The sequence below is a fragment of the Paenibacillus sp. J2L1-98 genome (assembly GCF_056269405.1).
On the sequence record NZ_JBWDNW010000033.1, the window covers coordinates 12164 to 28099 of the forward strand.

The 15936-nt window shown below is 43.7% G+C and carries 20 protein-coding genes and 2 pseudogenes; 16 read left to right on the plus strand and 6 right to left on the minus strand.

Features of this window, described 5'->3' with window-relative positions; all coding sequences use genetic code 11:
- Nucleotides 1-145: 145 nt before the first annotated feature.
- Both AC0YNZ_RS29450 and AC0YNZ_RS29455 read left to right on the plus strand, forming a co-directional pair.
- Entirely contained in the window at nucleotides 146-313 is a 168-nt protein-coding gene (locus tag AC0YNZ_RS29450) for a hypothetical protein (protein WP_475829945.1), read from the plus strand.
- A gap of 122 nt (nucleotides 314-435) precedes the next feature.
- Nucleotides 436-894 (plus strand): hypothetical protein, encoded by a 459-nt coding sequence (locus AC0YNZ_RS29455; RefSeq protein WP_475829946.1) that lies wholly within the window; start codon nucleotides 436-438, stop codon nucleotides 892-894.
- A 146-nt stretch (nucleotides 895-1040) separates the two neighbouring features.
- Here AC0YNZ_RS29455 and AC0YNZ_RS29460 read toward each other — a convergent pair whose 3' ends face one another.
- Nucleotides 1041-1256: an excalibur calcium-binding domain-containing protein gene (locus AC0YNZ_RS29460; protein ID WP_475829947.1), complete on the minus strand. Its 216-nt coding sequence runs from the start codon at nucleotides 1254-1256 to the stop codon at nucleotides 1041-1043.
- 491 nt (nucleotides 1257-1747) lie between these two features.
- Here AC0YNZ_RS29460 and AC0YNZ_RS29465 point away from each other — a divergent pair, with 491 nt between their 5' ends.
- On the plus strand, nucleotides 1748-2587 hold the full coding sequence (locus AC0YNZ_RS29465) for a hypothetical protein (RefSeq protein WP_475829948.1): 840 nt from the start codon (nucleotides 1748-1750) through the stop codon (nucleotides 2585-2587).
- On the plus strand, nucleotides 2584-3186 hold the full coding sequence (locus AC0YNZ_RS29470) for a hypothetical protein (protein ID WP_475829949.1): 603 nt from the start codon (nucleotides 2584-2586) through the stop codon (nucleotides 3184-3186). The genes AC0YNZ_RS29465 and AC0YNZ_RS29470 overlap by 4 nt, the downstream gene beginning before the upstream one ends.
- A gap of 248 nt (nucleotides 3187-3434) precedes the next feature.
- Here the strand turns inward: AC0YNZ_RS29470 and AC0YNZ_RS29475 are convergent, their stop codons facing one another.
- The gene (locus AC0YNZ_RS29475) at nucleotides 3435-4160 is read right to left on the minus strand and encodes an alpha/beta fold hydrolase (RefSeq protein ID WP_475829950.1); all 726 of its coding nucleotides are present in this window, start codon (nucleotides 4158-4160) and stop codon (nucleotides 3435-3437) included.
- Nucleotides 4161-4279: 119 nt separating this feature from the next.
- On the opposite strand from AC0YNZ_RS29475, the gene AC0YNZ_RS29480 reads away from it, so the two are divergent.
- The 4 genes from AC0YNZ_RS29480 (at nucleotide 4280) to AC0YNZ_RS29495 (ending at nucleotide 6407) form a co-directional block, all read left to right on the plus strand.
- Nucleotides 4280-4945 (plus strand): helix-turn-helix transcriptional regulator, encoded by a 666-nt coding sequence (locus tag AC0YNZ_RS29480; protein ID WP_475829951.1) that lies wholly within the window; start codon nucleotides 4280-4282, stop codon nucleotides 4943-4945.
- Entirely contained in the window at nucleotides 4929-5219 is a 291-nt protein-coding gene (locus AC0YNZ_RS29485; protein WP_475829952.1) for a WYL domain-containing protein, read from the plus strand. Before AC0YNZ_RS29480 ends, AC0YNZ_RS29485 begins: the two co-directional genes overlap by 17 nt.
- 263 nt (nucleotides 5220-5482) lie before the next feature.
- Complete coding sequence (locus AC0YNZ_RS29490; RefSeq protein ID WP_475829953.1) at nucleotides 5483-5830, plus strand: hypothetical protein; 348 nt, start codon at nucleotides 5483-5485, stop codon at nucleotides 5828-5830.
- Between the two features lie 46 nt (nucleotides 5831-5876).
- The gene (locus AC0YNZ_RS29495) at nucleotides 5877-6407 is read left to right on the plus strand and encodes a hypothetical protein (RefSeq protein WP_475829954.1); all 531 of its coding nucleotides are present in this window, start codon (nucleotides 5877-5879) and stop codon (nucleotides 6405-6407) included.
- A gap of 78 nt (nucleotides 6408-6485) precedes the next feature.
- On the opposite strand, the gene AC0YNZ_RS29500 is transcribed toward AC0YNZ_RS29495, so the two are convergent.
- From AC0YNZ_RS29500 to AC0YNZ_RS29510, 3 genes and pseudogenes are all read right to left on the minus strand, one after another.
- A complete protein-coding gene (locus AC0YNZ_RS29500; protein WP_091175162.1) occupies nucleotides 6486-6704 on the minus strand; it encodes a helix-turn-helix domain-containing protein in 219 nt (72 codons plus the stop codon).
- Between the two features lie 10 nt (nucleotides 6705-6714).
- Entirely contained in the window at nucleotides 6715-7200 is a 486-nt protein-coding gene (locus AC0YNZ_RS29505) for a DUF2975 domain-containing protein (RefSeq protein ID WP_475829955.1), read from the minus strand.
- 230 nt (nucleotides 7201-7430) lie between these two features.
- Nucleotides 7431-7844 (minus strand): annotated as a pseudogene (locus AC0YNZ_RS29510) (IS1595 family transposase); the annotation flags it as partial.
- A 203-nt stretch (nucleotides 7845-8047) separates the two neighbouring features.
- Between AC0YNZ_RS29510 and AC0YNZ_RS29515 the strand changes: the two are divergent.
- From AC0YNZ_RS29515 to AC0YNZ_RS29535, 5 genes are all read left to right on the plus strand, one after another.
- Nucleotides 8048-8284 (plus strand): hypothetical protein, encoded by a 237-nt coding sequence (locus tag AC0YNZ_RS29515; RefSeq protein ID WP_475829956.1) that lies wholly within the window; start codon nucleotides 8048-8050, stop codon nucleotides 8282-8284.
- A 227-nt stretch (nucleotides 8285-8511) separates the two neighbouring features.
- On the plus strand, nucleotides 8512-8841 hold the full coding sequence (locus tag AC0YNZ_RS29520; protein ID WP_475829957.1) for a PadR family transcriptional regulator: 330 nt from the start codon (nucleotides 8512-8514) through the stop codon (nucleotides 8839-8841).
- A 13-nt stretch (nucleotides 8842-8854) separates the two neighbouring features.
- Nucleotides 8855-9724, plus strand: a complete 870-nt coding sequence (locus AC0YNZ_RS29525; protein ID WP_475829958.1) for a pentapeptide repeat-containing protein — start codon at nucleotides 8855-8857, stop codon at nucleotides 9722-9724.
- Nucleotides 9725-9742: 18 nt separating this feature from the next.
- Entirely contained in the window at nucleotides 9743-10513 is a 771-nt protein-coding gene (locus AC0YNZ_RS29530; RefSeq protein WP_475829959.1) for an ABC transporter ATP-binding protein, read from the plus strand.
- Nucleotides 10514-11281 carry an ABC transporter permease gene (locus AC0YNZ_RS29535; protein ID WP_475829960.1) on the plus strand — a complete coding sequence of 256 codons (768 nt, stop codon included), beginning with the start codon at nucleotides 10514-10516 and terminating at the stop codon, nucleotides 11279-11281.
- 162 nt (nucleotides 11282-11443) lie between these two features.
- On the opposite strand, the pseudogene AC0YNZ_RS29540 reads toward AC0YNZ_RS29535, so the two are convergent.
- A pseudogene (locus AC0YNZ_RS29540) lies at nucleotides 11444-11590 on the minus strand (IS110 family RNA-guided transposase); the annotation flags it as partial.
- Between the two features lie 401 nt (nucleotides 11591-11991).
- On the opposite strand from AC0YNZ_RS29540, the gene AC0YNZ_RS29545 reads away from it, so the two are divergent.
- The 3 genes from AC0YNZ_RS29545 to AC0YNZ_RS29555 all read left to right on the plus strand — a co-directional run bounded on the left by AC0YNZ_RS29545 (nucleotide 11992) and on the right by AC0YNZ_RS29555 (nucleotide 15653).
- On the plus strand, nucleotides 11992-12594 hold the full coding sequence (locus AC0YNZ_RS29545; protein WP_475829961.1) for a TetR/AcrR family transcriptional regulator: 603 nt from the start codon (nucleotides 11992-11994) through the stop codon (nucleotides 12592-12594).
- A gap of 4 nt (nucleotides 12595-12598) precedes the next feature.
- Nucleotides 12599-13345, plus strand: coding sequence for a type I methionyl aminopeptidase (gene map, locus AC0YNZ_RS29550; RefSeq protein WP_475829962.1), 747 nt, complete (start codon nucleotides 12599-12601; stop codon nucleotides 13343-13345).
- 1036 nt (nucleotides 13346-14381) lie between these two features.
- Nucleotides 14382-15653, plus strand: a complete 1272-nt coding sequence (locus tag AC0YNZ_RS29555) for a prolyl oligopeptidase family serine peptidase (protein WP_475829963.1) — start codon at nucleotides 14382-14384, stop codon at nucleotides 15651-15653.
- Nucleotides 15654-15936 lie beyond the last annotated feature (283 nt).

Genomic DNA, 15936 nt, shown 5'->3' on the forward strand with positions numbered 1-15936 from the left:
TCTCAGGTCAGTTTAACAATCAAGGAGCAGTTTGCTACGGCAGCTGCTCCATTTCTTTGTTAACGGGCAGATTAGTTTAACAAGGAATCACTATTGTATTTATAGAAATGTTTATGAAGGATAAGTCTAGGAGGTAAACAGAGTTATGTCACATCCGTATGAGCAATTTGAAGGCACTCCATTATGGGAAGTTATAAATAAAGGGATAAACGACCTTGTAGAAAATAATGACCTTGAAGAAACAACACAAAGAGAATACATAGTAGGTTATCTTTGTAAGTTAATTAATGAATCAATAATTACAAAACCCTAAACTGCCGTTATTGAACTAACGAGGGAGTTGAATAGTACACATCGATGAACAGGCGCTTTGGTAGCGGCTCATTTCATTAAGCTAATGGACATATTTGTTCAACAAAATAGGAGGCATGGCATATGAAGCATCTGAAATTATTCCTTTTGTTCTTTGTCATTGTTTCGGTGTTTTCATCAAATATAGAAGGAGCGTTAGCCAGTACATACCCAAATACCGTTGCTTGGAATAATCTCCTATATGGACTTTCCACCGAGGAAGTCGATAACAAAGACATTGGCAATGAGATTGGAAAAATTGAACGCCAAAGAACTCCGATGCCAAAGAAGAACGGTGAGTCAAATGAAAAACTTGTGGGATGCCTGTTGTTTGAAATTAAAGGAGCAGACATTCAAGATGTAATAGCAGTTAAAGTAAACGATAAGTTCTTCAAAGTATCTAAACTTGGACCGATTCAAGTTACAACAGATCAGTCCAATAAACAATTATGGATAGTTACACTATCATTTGTTTGTTTCTTGGTCCTTTTAACAATGATAATTGTATGGAGAAGAAGAAGAAGAAGAAGACGTATGGGTTAGCTCATTCCACTAACGGGCAACGATAACTCAATAACCATCAGGAGAAGGCTGCCTACATTGGCAGCCTTCTCCGTTCTTGTAGTTTTTTTAAGTAAAAAGGTAATGTCTAAAAAAAAAGACCTGCTGATGAACCTATGGCTCTAAGATTATTCATAAGCTACTCCATCACCATCTCGATCGAGCTTGGAACTGTATCCTGGATCGTCTTTGTATATCGGATCAGCATCTGCCACTCTAACCGCATAGCAGTTAGCGTATGAAATTCTTTCTTTAAGTTCTACCGGATCCTCGATCTGTGCTGGCGCTTTCGTCGGCTCAGGTTTCTTTGAAGATGTAGGTGAAGCTGCTTCAATTGGCTTCATAGTTGTTATAGGAGTAACTAAACTTATCTTCGTTACATCGATTACGAAAAACTTGAAATAGAGTCACATATCAGGCCTAACTTTACTGAAAAAAAATGTATTTTGATTTCAAAGAATCAACTTCCTCGCAGTGATTTTAAATCAGTTCTATATACTCCACTTTAGCCTACTGGTTTTGATTTCGTCAATTTATACAAACGACCAATTTAAAACGCATTTCTATTGCGTTAAAAGAACAAAATTAACCTTTCCTCCGTCTACAGTGAAACGACTACTAAGAAGGAAGAAGTAGAAGCATGAGGAATTTTTTGCAATTCTATTGCTTGTTTGACGCGGTCCAAAGGGCCGCAATGCTGGTGCCGCATCCGACCTTAATCAAAATCACTTACGATTACGAACAAGCGACAAAGCACCGCTTTTCTCCGACATCCTTATCTTAACCTGTATCCAGAAAAGTGGTAAACTGGATGAATGAGGAAGGGGGAAGGGCTTTGCATACGAACCCAAAGCTGCGGCTGGGCAGTAAGTTCCTATGGCCGATTGTTGTGCTGTTGATTGCGGCAAGTTGGATCGGTAATGTCTGGTATTACCAATCCATGCAGCTGGAGAAACCGATCTTTTTGAAGCATTATATGATAGTAAACGGCAATGAGAGCGATTGGATCGAATTGACCTATTTGGAGAACAAAATGAAAGGTAGGAAGGTGACGGGGATACAGCTGGAGGAGCTTCCGATGCTCCGGTTTCAAATCGGACCTCATCCGAATTCCTACAGGCATCAAGTGCTCGGGAAGGCTTATGGTGAATGGAGAACCGAGGAAGCCGAGCAAATGGAGAAGGTACCGGTCACGATCAAAGAAGCCACGGTATACTATAGCGAAGGAGAGCCCGAAAAGGTACCGATCGGGGAAATCAACGTATTGTGGGATCAGAGGGAGAGCATGCTGGAAACGTCATCAAGCAGAGGTTCCACAGATGGTACTGGCCAATACAGCGTAACTGTCAAGCAGCCTCTTACCTTGGATCAAGTCGATTACAGCTTCAGCGACAGGCTAAGCTCTATTTTCGAGCTTACAATGGAAGGCCGGGATAAACCGGTTCCACAGCTGCCTATACAGCTGGCAGCCGGGGATCCGCTGACGTTTAACTACAGATGGACCATATCGGAGAATACACCGGCAGCCTTCGAGGTGTATAAAACGTACATTTTGCTTACCTTCAAGACAGAGGACGGAAGAATGATATACGATCGCCTTCCTACCAATTTCAATCTTTACCTGAATGAGAAGCAAATCAAGCGGCTGGTCCACTCCGGAGGTGAGCTTTCTTGAACCCTTCCATGCGAAGCGCATTAAGGAGGCTTGGCTGGGGTCTTGTATTTCCGCTCGTTGATCTTCATTTAGGATCCTTCGATGTTCTCCCGGATATGATCGGATATATTATGATCCTTATAGCTTTAGGCCAGCTCGGAGCCGTGGATGGCAGCTTCAAAAAGGCAAGCTGGCTGGCGGCTGTCCTCATCTTCTTATCTTTGCCGCAGCTCATGGTCAAAACGAGCATTGACATCAACCAGTTAACCGCCACGCCGCTCGGCATGCATGCTTACGTACAAGGTACGGCCATTCTGCATGCTCTGCTTGCCTATTTGATTTTTCGAGGGCTGTATACGGTCGCAAGACCGATAGCCCCGCCGGAGCTGCTGGATGCCATTGTCAACAGGCGGAAATTTTACATGGCTGTATTTACTTTACAGCTTATCTTTTATCCGTTTCTGTTGAATATGGAAGAAAGCTGGGCGATTATGCTCCTTTTCATCGGGCTATTCATTTTTGTCGCGGAGCTGCTGTTGGTCCGTCTACCGTTTCGTTTATCACATATAAGAAACACGCCTATAGATTATGGCGATAATCCGGGAACGGCACCGCTATAATGCAAAAACGAACCGTCGGGAGTAGGCTCCCAGCGGTTCGTTTTCATCCCCAAGACACGAAGTTTTGGAGGTGCAGTTTTTTTATTTTTTGTGGATTTGACCAATCCCATCTTCATTCTGAAGATGGGATGATTATTCTAATGGGACACTTTAGTGCAACAATAGGAGCAGTTTGCCGTTGTAGCTGCTCCAACTTTTTTATTAAGCTAATGGCAGCATAATTAAATACTAATAGGGGGGAAGTTGATTCAGCCCTCCGCATTTGCAAAGAAATCTTCCAATATAGACCTCAACCCATCGGGATCGCTAAGCATCGGTAAATGTCCGGTATCCAAACCTCGGACTAATTGGGGGGAAAAGTTTGAGATCATTTTATTTTGTAAGGATGGTTTGAACTCCTTATCATTGGTTAGCTTCACGTATAGCTTCGGTACTATCGGAACGGATACATCGATCCTGTCTGTATATACTCGTGTGGCTTCGGGAATGAATCCTCGTACGATCTCCACTGCTTGATCCGGTGTGAGGTCGTTACATAATCCCGCGCGGATTGCGGACTCAGGGGGATGGGTGCCCATTTTTCGCATGATAGCAGACAGCAGAATCCTTTTAGGAAATGGCAGGACGGATAAAAATGAACCACCATTCCTCGGAATTGCTGCCCCTATAGCGACAAATCCTGCCAATCGATCGGTCAATTTGGATGCAAGTTTGAGAGCAAAAATACCCCCAAGCGAATGCGCCACGATAACGAATTTCCGAACCCCCCACTCATCTACCTGTTTTTTCATATGGGTAACATAATCCACCAAAGTAAGTTCTTTCCTCAATTCAAAAGAACCTTTCCTAAGAGGAGACTCGACAAGTAAATAAGGATGATCAAACCCTTCCACAACTTTGCTCCAAATCCGGCTTTCCAATCCTGCTCCATTAAGAAATACGAAGCCTATCTTTTCATGCGTATGCTCTTGCATATTGCTTTCCCCCCTCGTTGGCTTGGATTGCTTTCGAGATGATGATACCACTTAAACATGACAGTTTATGTCTTATTTTTATGATAAAATGAAATAAAAACATCGGGAGAGGGTTATCATTGCATAAGTCACAGCGCCTAATCCAAATGATGATGAGGATCAACGCCAAAAAGTCATTTACCGTTCAAGAGTTGGCCGATGAATTCGGCATGTCCAGCCGAACGATTATGCGGGATCTACAGGAACTGAGTGAACTCGGTATTCCCATCTATTCCATTCAGGGAAGAGGGGGAGGGTATAAGCTGCTGAATCAGCGGTTACTCCCGCCGATCAGCTTCACTGAAGGCGAAGCTATCGCTATATTTTTCGCGTGCCAGTCCTTGGACTATTTCAGTTCCTTGCCTTTTGGCGAAGGGGCCGATTCCGCTCTTCATAAGTTTTATCATTACTTGCCTGCCGATGTAAAAGAGCAGATAGATCGCTTAAAGAACAGAGTTATGCTCTGGAGTCCGTATCGATTGATGTCTCCAGAGATTCTTCAAATCCTGCTGCAGGCCATTATGATTCGCAGCGTAGTCACAATCGAGTACAAATCCAGAAGCGGCGTATTGGAGCGGAATATTCAGCCTATTGGCCTTTATGCGAGCTCAGGCTATTGGTATTGCCCCGCGTATTGCTTCCTTCGAGAAGAAATTAGGCAGTTTAGGGCTGACCGGATCCTCTCAGCGTTACTCAACGGAGTTCCCTTTCCGGGAAGATGTAAATCAGATGACCTTAATGAATAAGCCTATAAAAGACCTTCTGGAGCAATCGACGCTCCGACTGGAGTTGACGAAAAAAGGCGTGTGGCAGTTGGAATCCAATCCCCGATTCGCTCCATTTATACAGCGCAACGTAGATGGCAGCGGAATGGCGTCCGTACAGATAGCGTCAGAGGATATGAATTTCTATGTAGACTTGATCTGGCAGTTAGGGAGAGATGTAAAGATACTCGGGCCAGTTGAGGCAATTGCTTATATCAAACAAAAAATTGATTCTATGCAATCTGCGTATCTTTGAGCGTTAATGGCAGCAAATGAAGAGCTGGCGTTTCAACAGAGCGGAGAACCGTGCTACTGAGAGAGAAAGAGTTCAACTAACGGGAGAATATAGCTCAATAAACATCAGGGAAGGCTGCTGACACCAATTGGATCGGCAGCCTTCGCTTAACTAACGGGCATGTTAGCGCAACATTCATTTATTTTTTGCGTCCAAATTTATGTAATATTTGGCGGTGAAAATAGTCGAATTTATTGAAATGTGGATACTCGGGAGGTCTTTAAATGGGCTTATCAATTCATTACGAAGGTACTGCATCATCATCTGAAAGCGTAAGAAGCATACTCCGCCGGGTAGAATTGTACTCAAATGAAAACAATTGGAAGATTGTGGCGATAGAAAAAAATAATATAATTGTAATTCCTCACCCTGAATGTGAATCGTTATCATTTGTTTTTAACGATAAATTGAAGTTTTCAGGTTGCACAAAGACTGGTTATGCACCTACTGAAATCCATGAGCAAGTTGTAAAATTGTTTTTTGAAATCAAACCGCATTTCAAGAAACTTATAATAGATGATGAAAGTGGCTATTGGGATGCATACCAAGATGTAATAAGAAATAAGAAATAAGCCCATAAGGGAAATTACAGAATTTCCTTCAGTGAGAGAAAGTGAAGTGATAAAACAAGTTCTTTTACTTCCAGATAATTCTTTAAAGTGTGATTACGACTTTTGGAATTCCGACCCGATGTTTGTACAACCACCAGTACTACATTTACCTACAATTCGGGATAGAATGGGATATGACCTAACAAACGGCTCGAGTCATGCCTTTGTAGTTCGAGACCTTCTTAAAGATTTAAGTCTAAACGACTTTTTTACATGGGACTATGACTGGTTTTATGATGATTGTAATTATATAGTCGAACTCTCTAAGTTATGGGCATGGAAGATGTCAGCAGGCAACCCTACAAACATAAAACGTAATAGATGTATCGCATTCGGTTATGCAGTCGGAAAAGGTTGTTTTGGCTTAGAAAACGGCTTTTTTAATAAAACCCACCGTGATGCGTGGATAGCACTGGATATTCTGGAACAAGAAGAAGGAGCTGCTTCACCCTTACATAGCTTAGAAATTTTATACGCATTGTTTGAGTTTTGTGGATTTAAGAAATCGGCTATGTTAAATTCTAATGTTGATATTTGACCATAAGAAAACCGCCTTGGTGAAAAGGCGGTTCATTGAGCTATCGACTGAGGGAGTTAAATAAATTAGTTGTCTGTTTTATTGAGTGTCTTCGTCGCTTTTGTACTCCAAAATATCACCTGGCTGACAATCCAAAGTCTTACATATCGCTTCTAATGTTGAAAAACGAACCGCTTTTGCTTTCCCATTTTTCAGAATGGAGAGATTCGCCATAGTAATTCCAACTCTCTCCGAAAGCTCCGTTACGCTCATTTTTCGTTTGGCTAACATCACATCAATATTAATGATAATTGTCATATCCTCCACCTCAGACCGTCAAATCATTTTCTGATTTTATGTTAATCGCTACTTGTAGAAGCCGTTGGAGGATAGCAGCAAAAACGGCGATAACCAACGAAGCAAAAATGATGATGAGCCCCATTAATACAATAGGTGGGTCAACTTTCTTCGCTATAAAACGAAAGAGTGGCAAACCTAATACATACAAACCACTGATTGTAATCGCACAGCACTTTATGTTCTTTAACGCCTTTACAGATAATTCCGAGAACGCTGTGTTCTCGTCAATGTACCGTAAAAGATTGAAAGCCTGATAGAGAGCAAAATAAAAAGGCACAGCCGCTCCATACATCACGATGAAAACGAGATATTTAATTAGGGCCATATTTGGATACAATTTTGCTGCGAAATTCGCCATATGGGGCACTAAAAATATACACAAAGTAAGCACTGCAATTCCAGCCAGAAAAATAATTACCTTTAAGAAAGTGGTTGAACCTCGTTTAACATTCATTTAATACACCTCCTCCACTTATTTAATGACAACATAATTTTAGCATATGGTTTATCGTTCTACAATAAATTTATATTGTTTTTTATTATACTATTATTGTTGTTTGAATATCCATTTAATTTTGACAAATATAAAAAGCATTCCTCATTACAAAGAAATGCTCTTACTTTAAAATGGCCCATTAGCTTAACAAGAATAAGCAGAGAGCCGAAGTTTGGTATTCGTGTCGGTCACAGTAAACAAACACGATTTGACCAACATATTTTTCTTATTCGATGAGGTATTCTCATATTTCTTGCTGTCTATATAACGAAACCAAGCCAAATAATCTTGCAAATATTTGGTTGCAACACCATTAAAGCGGTCCATCCATTTTTTTTAGCGGCTGTGGTAGCTGTTTACGTTTTGGATATGGTACACGCCTTCACACGTTGTTTTCCGTCGGACTTGAATCGGTAATGAGCCAAGCCTTTTGAATTCGCATAGGAACTGAATGCCCTCCACGAATCAGTGCATAACCCGTTTGAGTCAGATATATGACCACCAACCGCTTCATCCAATTTTGCAGTCCGAATATGTCCACGCCCAAGTACGCCAGAGTAAGTCATTTTCTAACGGACACGGGCAACGGGTACACATACTTCAACAACGAAGTTAAACATAGCCAAAAAATTAAGTAGATAAATACGATATTCCCAAATTCAATGTTAACTGGTTACGATAGTGAAGAGTTATGACATGAGCAGGCGCCGCGGCGACCTGCTCATGATCGTTGAAGTAACGGGCAAGATAATGCCATAAGGATCTATAACATAATTTGTAACAATAATTACTGTGGGGTGAAGATGTGGCTGGTCTAAGAGAGTTAATTACTTTTCTTAACAAATTAGAGGAAAATAATATATTTTATAAACTTAGCAAAATCCGAAATGAAGCTATTATGGTTGAGGTAGCTGTTCCTGGTCAACGGTGGGAGATAGAATTTTTGGAAGATGGTACAGTAGAGGTTGAAAAATTTATCAGCAATGGAGACTTTTATGATGTTAAAGAGTTGGAGTTTCTGTTTAAAAATTTCAGTGATTAATTCAGAAATTCATTCAACTAACGGATAACGGGAGTTCAAAACAATAACAAAGGGCAGGAAAGTTAATTCATGGCGTTGGCATATTAAGAATACTTCATAGGAAACCGCGCTCTGCGCGGTTTTTTTGTTATGGATGCACGAAATATTTGAGACAGAGTATTATAATAAAAACATTACCTTGACAGTCATAGTAATATGTCTTATCATGCAGTTATGGAGGTGATTTAATGAGTGAGAACAAGATCACATCCGACCTGCTGCGAGGACATACGGATACGATGATTTTACGGCTCTTGTCCGAAGCTGATCGTTACGGTTACGAGATTGTCAAGCTGATTGCCGAGCGTTCGGACGGCGAATATGAACTAAAGGAAGCGACGATGTACTCCAGCTTCCGGCGGCTTGAAGCAGACGGCGACATCGAGTGGTATTGGGGCGATGAATCACAGGGCGGACGTCGCAAATATTTTAGGATTACCGAAAAGGGCAAGGAAACATACGCCCGCAACAAAAGCAATTGGGGGTATGCAAAACGCGTGTTAGAAAACTTATTATAAGGAGAGATTTGAGATGACGAATCCAAAATTGACGGATTATCTGAACAGCGTTTTTACACCATACGACGGGGTAAAAAGCGTCACCGAATTAAAGGCTGACCTGCTTTCCGATTTGCAGGAGCGATACCGTGAACTCAGAGCTGAGGGCAGGGACGATGAAACAGCGTTTAAGATGACGATTGAGAGTATCGGCGACATCGAGCAAACGATTCTGGAGGTCGCCAACCTCTCCCGCTCGCTGGAACGGCAAGTACTGACAAACTTTAATGGAAGCAACCTGGCGAAAAGTGACTTTGCAGGTGTTACGGCCCATAAAGGACAGTTTAAAGGCAGCGCGTTGCACGGTTCCGACTTTTCGGGCGCAGATTTGACCGGCAGTTCGTTTAAGGGCAGCGACGTACGCGAAGCCAAATTTGACGGCGCGAATCTGACGGACTGCAGCCTATACGCGCTTGACCTGACAAATGCAAGCTTCAATAAGACGATCCTTGTACGAACCAATTTCAGCAAGTCGGGGCTTGACGGGGCCAAATTCACAGGAGTAAGACTGACCGACGTGACGTTAACGATGACTGATCTTAGAAAAACGACTTTTGAACGTTGTTTATTTGATGGGGTTGACTTCAAGTACACCGATCTGACCGGGCAGTGTTTTGACGGACAGACGTTTATCGGCGTTAAGTTTGAGAAAGCGGCATTAACCGAGGTTTCGTTCAAGGGCGCTACATTTAAAAATGTTTCTTTCCAGCCTGGGTTTACTCTCACTAATAAGTACTATCGTATGATCAAAACCATCTGCTTTGACGGCGCAACGATGGATAAACTGACCTTTGCGCTGCTCAAAGGAATGGATGCCGACTTGTCGAAAGTTACAGTCATTTAATTTAAGGGAGGGAATCCGATGCAAACCGTGCAAACCAAGTCTATTCAAGTAAAAGGGCTGCAAAAATCCTACAAGCAGCTCCAAGTGCTGAAGGGCGTAGATTTCGAGGTGGAAAAGGGCAGTATTTTCGCTCTCCTCGGCTCTAACGGGGCAGGGAAGACAACGGTTGTCAAAATCCTCACAACGCTGCTCAAACCGGATGGCGGAACCGCCGTCATCAACGGATTCGATGTCGCGTCAAAACCCGATCATGTACGGCAGGCGATCAGTCTGACCGGACAATTTGCAGCCGTGGATGAAATTTTGACCGGCCGGGAAAATCTGATCATGATTGCCAAGCTGAGATACCTCAAAAACCCGCGCCAGGTTGCGGACGACATGTTAAAACGCTTCGGCCTGACTGACGCAGCAGATCGCAGAGTGTCTACTTACTCAGGGGGGATGCGCCGCAGACTCGATATCGCCTTAAGCCTAGTGGGAAAACCGCAGATCATTTTCCTCGACGAACCAACCACCGGGCTTGACCCGGAGGCTCGGATCGAGGTATGGAAAATTGTCAAGGAGCTTGCCGACGGCGGGACGACCGTACTTCTCACCACACAGTATTTGGATGAGGCTGAGCAGCTTGCCGACCGGATTGCCATTCTGCACGAAGGCAGGATTATCGCCAGCGGCACGCTCCCGGAGTTAAAAAAGCTGTTCCCGTCCACCAAGGTGGAGTATGTCGAGAAACAACCGTCGTTAGAGGAGATCTTCCTCGCAATTGTCGGTAAAAAGGAGGGAAAGTAGATGGAAGCGACAAAGAAGCATTTCTTCATCGATATTAGCGTTATGCTTGGACGTTCCATGCGTCACATTTTCCGCAGCATGGATACCATCATCACAGTCACCATCACGCCGATCGCGATGATGCTGTTGTTCGTCTATGTGTTCGGGGGCGCCATTCAAACCGGAACGGATAACTATGTGAATTACCTGTTGCCGGGAATACTCCTTATGGCTATTGCCAGCGGAATTTCCTACACGGCTTTCCGTTTGTTTACCGATGTACAGCGGGGCATATTCGAGCGTTTTCACACCATGCCGATTTCACGTTCCGCCTTGCTTTGGGGGCATGTACTGACTTCGCTTGTATCCAACGCTATATCGGTGGTCGTCATCATTCTCGTAGCGTTGATCATGGGTTTTCGTTCGTCCGCGGGAGTGCTGCCATGGCTTGCCGTAGCTGGTATACTCGCTCTGTTTACGTTAGCCTTAACATGGGTCGCAGCGATAGCCGGACTGTCCGCAAAAACGGTCGATGGTGCGAGCGCCTTTTCCTACCCCCTTATCTTTCTGCCATTTATCAGTTCGGCATTTGTGCCAACCGAGTCGATGCCGACCGTCGTTCGCGTCTTTGCCGAAAATCAGCCGGTGACCTCGATCGTAGAATCCATTCGCGCATTGCTGTCGGGTCAGCCGCTCGAGAATGACATCTGGATCGCGCTTGCGTGGTGCGTCGGAATTATGATAGTGGCTTATATGTTCGCAATGAGGGCGTATAAAAAGAGAGGATAAAAAACATTTGTCAGGTGACAGGAACATGGCCTCATTAATGGCCGCGTCAATCGCGGCTTTTTGTTATGGGATAAAGTTGTTGTAAAATTTGAATGACAAGAACTTTATCTCATTCCCGCGAGATAGTAACTGATTGCCAAGCCAGATACTTGCGGGATGAAATCGAACAGGGGAGTAGTACCCGTTTTTGACCATGTCTGCAATGATAAGTGCATCTTTATGGTCACTTTTAGACGGTGTATTATCCCGGTTTTCCTTGTTCTTTTTGACGAGATGAGGATTAACCAGAACAGGTTCGATGCCTTGCCAAATTAGAGTTACTTGAAGGTTTAATTCTTAATGGAGCAATTATTATCAATGGTGATAAACCGTTACTCACTCAGGCACTCTCGGAAAAACATCTCCCAGAAACCCTCACGGTTATTCGGTTCGGAGAAACTGAGTCCAATGACTATTTTCCGCTTAGCATTGAACATAATCAATCCAGACTTTCATTTAGAGTGAATAGGTATTGCGATGAATTTTCTGTACCTCTGCTTAAACTTGAAAAGTGAGACATAAATTGTCTCGCGTTTTTTCCCGACTCTTTGCCTTTGCTGGATAAAGCTTTATCCGAAAAAACAGGCGAATCGAAGTACTTGATCCTTACTTCCAAATGATGTATATTAATTTTAAATTGACATTTCTGCAGGTCAAAAAAAGGAGGAGCCATGTCACCACGTACCAAAGAACAGAATGATGCGATCCGGGAGATACGGATGAACCAAATTATGCAAGCGGCTGCGGAAGTATACTTGGAGAAGGGCATTCAATTGGAAATACGCGATGTTGCGGTCAAGGCAGAGCTCGGCTACGGAACCGTGTATCATTACTACAAAAATAAGCACATGCTTTTGGAAGATTTACTGTGGGATGCCCTGAATCGAACGGAGTCGGCAGTACTGCCCGCTTTGACGGGGGACGGCGGCAGTTTGCTTAAAGCTGAGTCGTTCTCCAAGCTGCTCCTGCGGAAGTGCATACAGGATCCTTCCGTATTTATTTTGCTTAAAACGATTGCGGATAATTTTCATCACTTCCCGGGAAACCGGTTCATCAAGTTGTTTGCCGATTTTCAGGAACGGATCTATTTGCCGTTTGTGGAAATGATTCGTGAAGGAATCGGTTCCAAATCACCGGTGAAAACAGCTAATCTGATATTTGGCTCGCTTGTTGGCTGCACAGCATTGAACATCCACCACAATATGCGGAACGAGATAGATGTGGAAGGGATCGTCGATATGATTTTTTCAGGCATACAGTCAAAGGAGAGATGAATGGATGGTCATCCTGAAATCGAGAGCAGAAATTGAAGAAATGAGAAAAGCCGGCCGAATTGTCTCTGCTTTTCATCAAGCAATCGCAGGTATGATCCGGCCGGATGTCACGACGCTCGATATCGAGTCGTTCGCGGTGCGGTTCCTGAAGGAGAATGGCGCCAAGGCTTATACGATAGGCTACAACGGCTATCCGTTTGCGACATGTGCGTCTGTCAACGACGTCATTGCGCATGGTTTTCCGAGCCGGAAGCCGCTCAAGGAAGGCGACATCGTGAAAATCGACATCGTCGCGGATGCGGATGGCTGGATCGGCGATTCAGCTTGGTGTTATGCGGTCGGCGAGGTGTCGGAAGAAGCCCGTAATCTGATGCGGGTAACGAAGGAATGCTTATATCTTGGTATCGAAAAAGCTGTCGTCGGAAACCGGATCGGCGATGTGATGCACGCGGTTCAAACCCATGCCGAGCGAAACGGATTCTCGGTGGTGCGCGATCTGCTCGGTCATGGCGTAGGAAGGGAGATGCACGAGGAACCTAGTTATACCCACGTCGGGAATCCGGGCAAAGGGTTCCGCTTGAAGGAAGGGATGGTTTTTACGATCGAGCCGATGCTAAATGCCGGAAAAGCGTTAATGACGATTGATGCCGACGGATGGACCGCCAGAACCGCTGACGGCTCGCTTTCCGCACAGTACGAGCATACGGTCGCCATTACTGCGGATGGCCCAATTATATTGACCGCACAATAGAATTCAATCCTTTTATTTGTTCAAATTTAATTTTGAGCGGCGATTTCCTCTTCCAGATTTCAAGCAAAAAATCAGCCACTGTTCGCATGTTTGTGAAAGAGCCGATTTTTGTTTTTCTTGAATTGCTTCGGATCTCTCCCTGGTTATGCTCCAGAAGATCCGAACATATGCACAGGACATATATCGTAAGAATACAAAAAACCGCAAGTTTGCGGTTTGCGGCATTTAAGCGTGTATTTTTTGTCGTCCTTTACTTTTGAGGTTGAGGCTTTTTTTCCTATATAATTTCCCTTGAGCAAAAACTACGGGATTCCTATTAATAAAACTAATGAAATAGTAATAGAAAACTTATGAAATTATTTGAAGGTATAAGTCCAATCATCCTGCATTTTAATGTAGAGATGCGAAGCCGGTCCCGAGAATGAGACTCCAAGTGTCGGGTGACAAGAACATATACACTTAAGAAGTCGCGTTAATTGCGGCTTTTTTTATTTTTAACGATATATGTTCTTGTCAAAAGTCTATACAAGAACATATATCGTTTGCCGATTTGGGAAAAGAACATGTATTGTTCCCCTCCATTGAGAGGAGTTCTTAATTAGCACACCAACAAAAGCTGATTGGTTACGAAATGGTCATATTTTAAGTAGTTACGGACATTTTTACTCCCGTTTTATCTTCCACGATCACGACTCTTGTAAGTTGTTTACCGGATTTTATTTGATGCTACTTACGCTGCATCTATTCATTAAAAAAATAGGGGGAACGAAGGGCAAGTTAGTCTTTTTGATAGCGCGGTGGTCGGCCCGATGTTCGGCATGGGGGCGATACAGCTTTATTGTTACATCAACTGATCGTAAAAACGAAAATAAAGGTCGAAATATTGGATGTGAACCTCCATATATTTCCGGTAGAATGAAAACAAGGGGGTGATACGGCAGTAAGGTTATCTAATCCAGGTCGCCTATTAGATCGATTTCGGACAATTTCTGGCGGGAGTCATACATTTCAATCTGAGAAAAAGGTGGATTTTGCTATGGGAAGAAGTTATTACGGAATTATCGAGATAACGGATCATGGTCCTTACGTTACCAAACTGGTGCTTCCCATGCCGGTGAACGTGAAGGCGGAAGCGGTGAAGCCGGAATGCTTTAGTGTATATGTGGTGCGGAAGGACAAGAAGGGTGAGATCCTGAAAATTTCGAGAAACTGGTTAGAGAAGACGGATAAGGAGTTAAGCAAGGGCTACTGCGTGGTGAAAGCCGCTTATCCTTCCTGCCACCATGGCGTACGGAAAGAGGAAGGGGAATTCGTAACTCTGGAAATGAAGTATGGACCGCTCGATTCTTTATCCGCTGCAATTGCCTGTCCGAACGACTTCAACGAGTTTATCATCAGCGATTACCAGATTACCCAGATTGCAGAAATTCCGGCGGATGAAGAGAAGCTGACGGGATTGGTATTTGACCTGTGTGCAGGCAATACCATGAAACAGGCGGAAAAGTTCCTACACGGCATTTCCTCCTATGAAGAGGAGGCGCTAAAGTATGGCTACTTCGTGCCGCAGACTGGAAACGGCAAGCGGCCACTCATTATCTGGTTGCACGGAGCTGGAGAGGGCGGACAGGATCCGACTATCGCTTATACGAGCAACAAGGTGGTGAACCTGGCCAGCGATGCAATCCAAGCCAAATTTGGCGGAGCTTACATTTTAGTACCGCAGACACCGACTTTTTGGATGAACGACGGCAGCGGACAGTACGGCAGGACAGGTAAGTCCAAGTATGGGGTGACATTGAAGGCTCTGATTGATGAGTTCATTGCCAGGAATGATGCGGCAATCGACACTAACCGGATCTATATCGGCGGCTGCTCCAATGGGGGATTTATGACCATGCGTATGGTGCTGGACTATCCGGATTTCTTCGCTGCTGCTTATCCGGTTTGCGAAGCGTTGTTTAATGAGGTCATCAGTGATGCGGATATCGAGACGATTAAACATGTGCCGATTTGGTTTACCCATTCCAAGGATGATTTGATTGTGAAGCCGGAGGAAACGGTAATACCGACTTATAAGCGCTTGATTAAGGCCGGTGCGAAGAATGTGCATTTTTCGTTCTTTGAAAAGGTTGTGGACATCCATGGCTTGTTTGCGGATGAAAAGGGAGAGCCGTTTAACTATATAGGGCATTTCTCCTGGATATATGCCCTGAACGATGACTGTCACCTGGATTATGACGGGAAGCCGGTCGTGGTGGAGGGTAAGGAAGTATCTCTGATGGATTGGCTTGCCATGCAGAGCAAGTAAACGAAAAACATATAAGAGAAGAAAAAATGATATGAGATCGTATATTCCACTAATAGTTTAATAGTTGCAATGGATGTATTTGACAACCCAAGTCAAGAAAATAAATAATTCGAAATTTATGTCGAGCGATATGTATCTAAACTGTTATTTTAAAAACGATCTTATAAACGCGCTGCCAATGATGGCAGCGCGTTTATTATTGATGACGCAAAGATAATTGTTCCCGAATGAATGATGTCGAGTGTCATGAATATAAATCTGAGATCTATTTTTCAATCCGGGT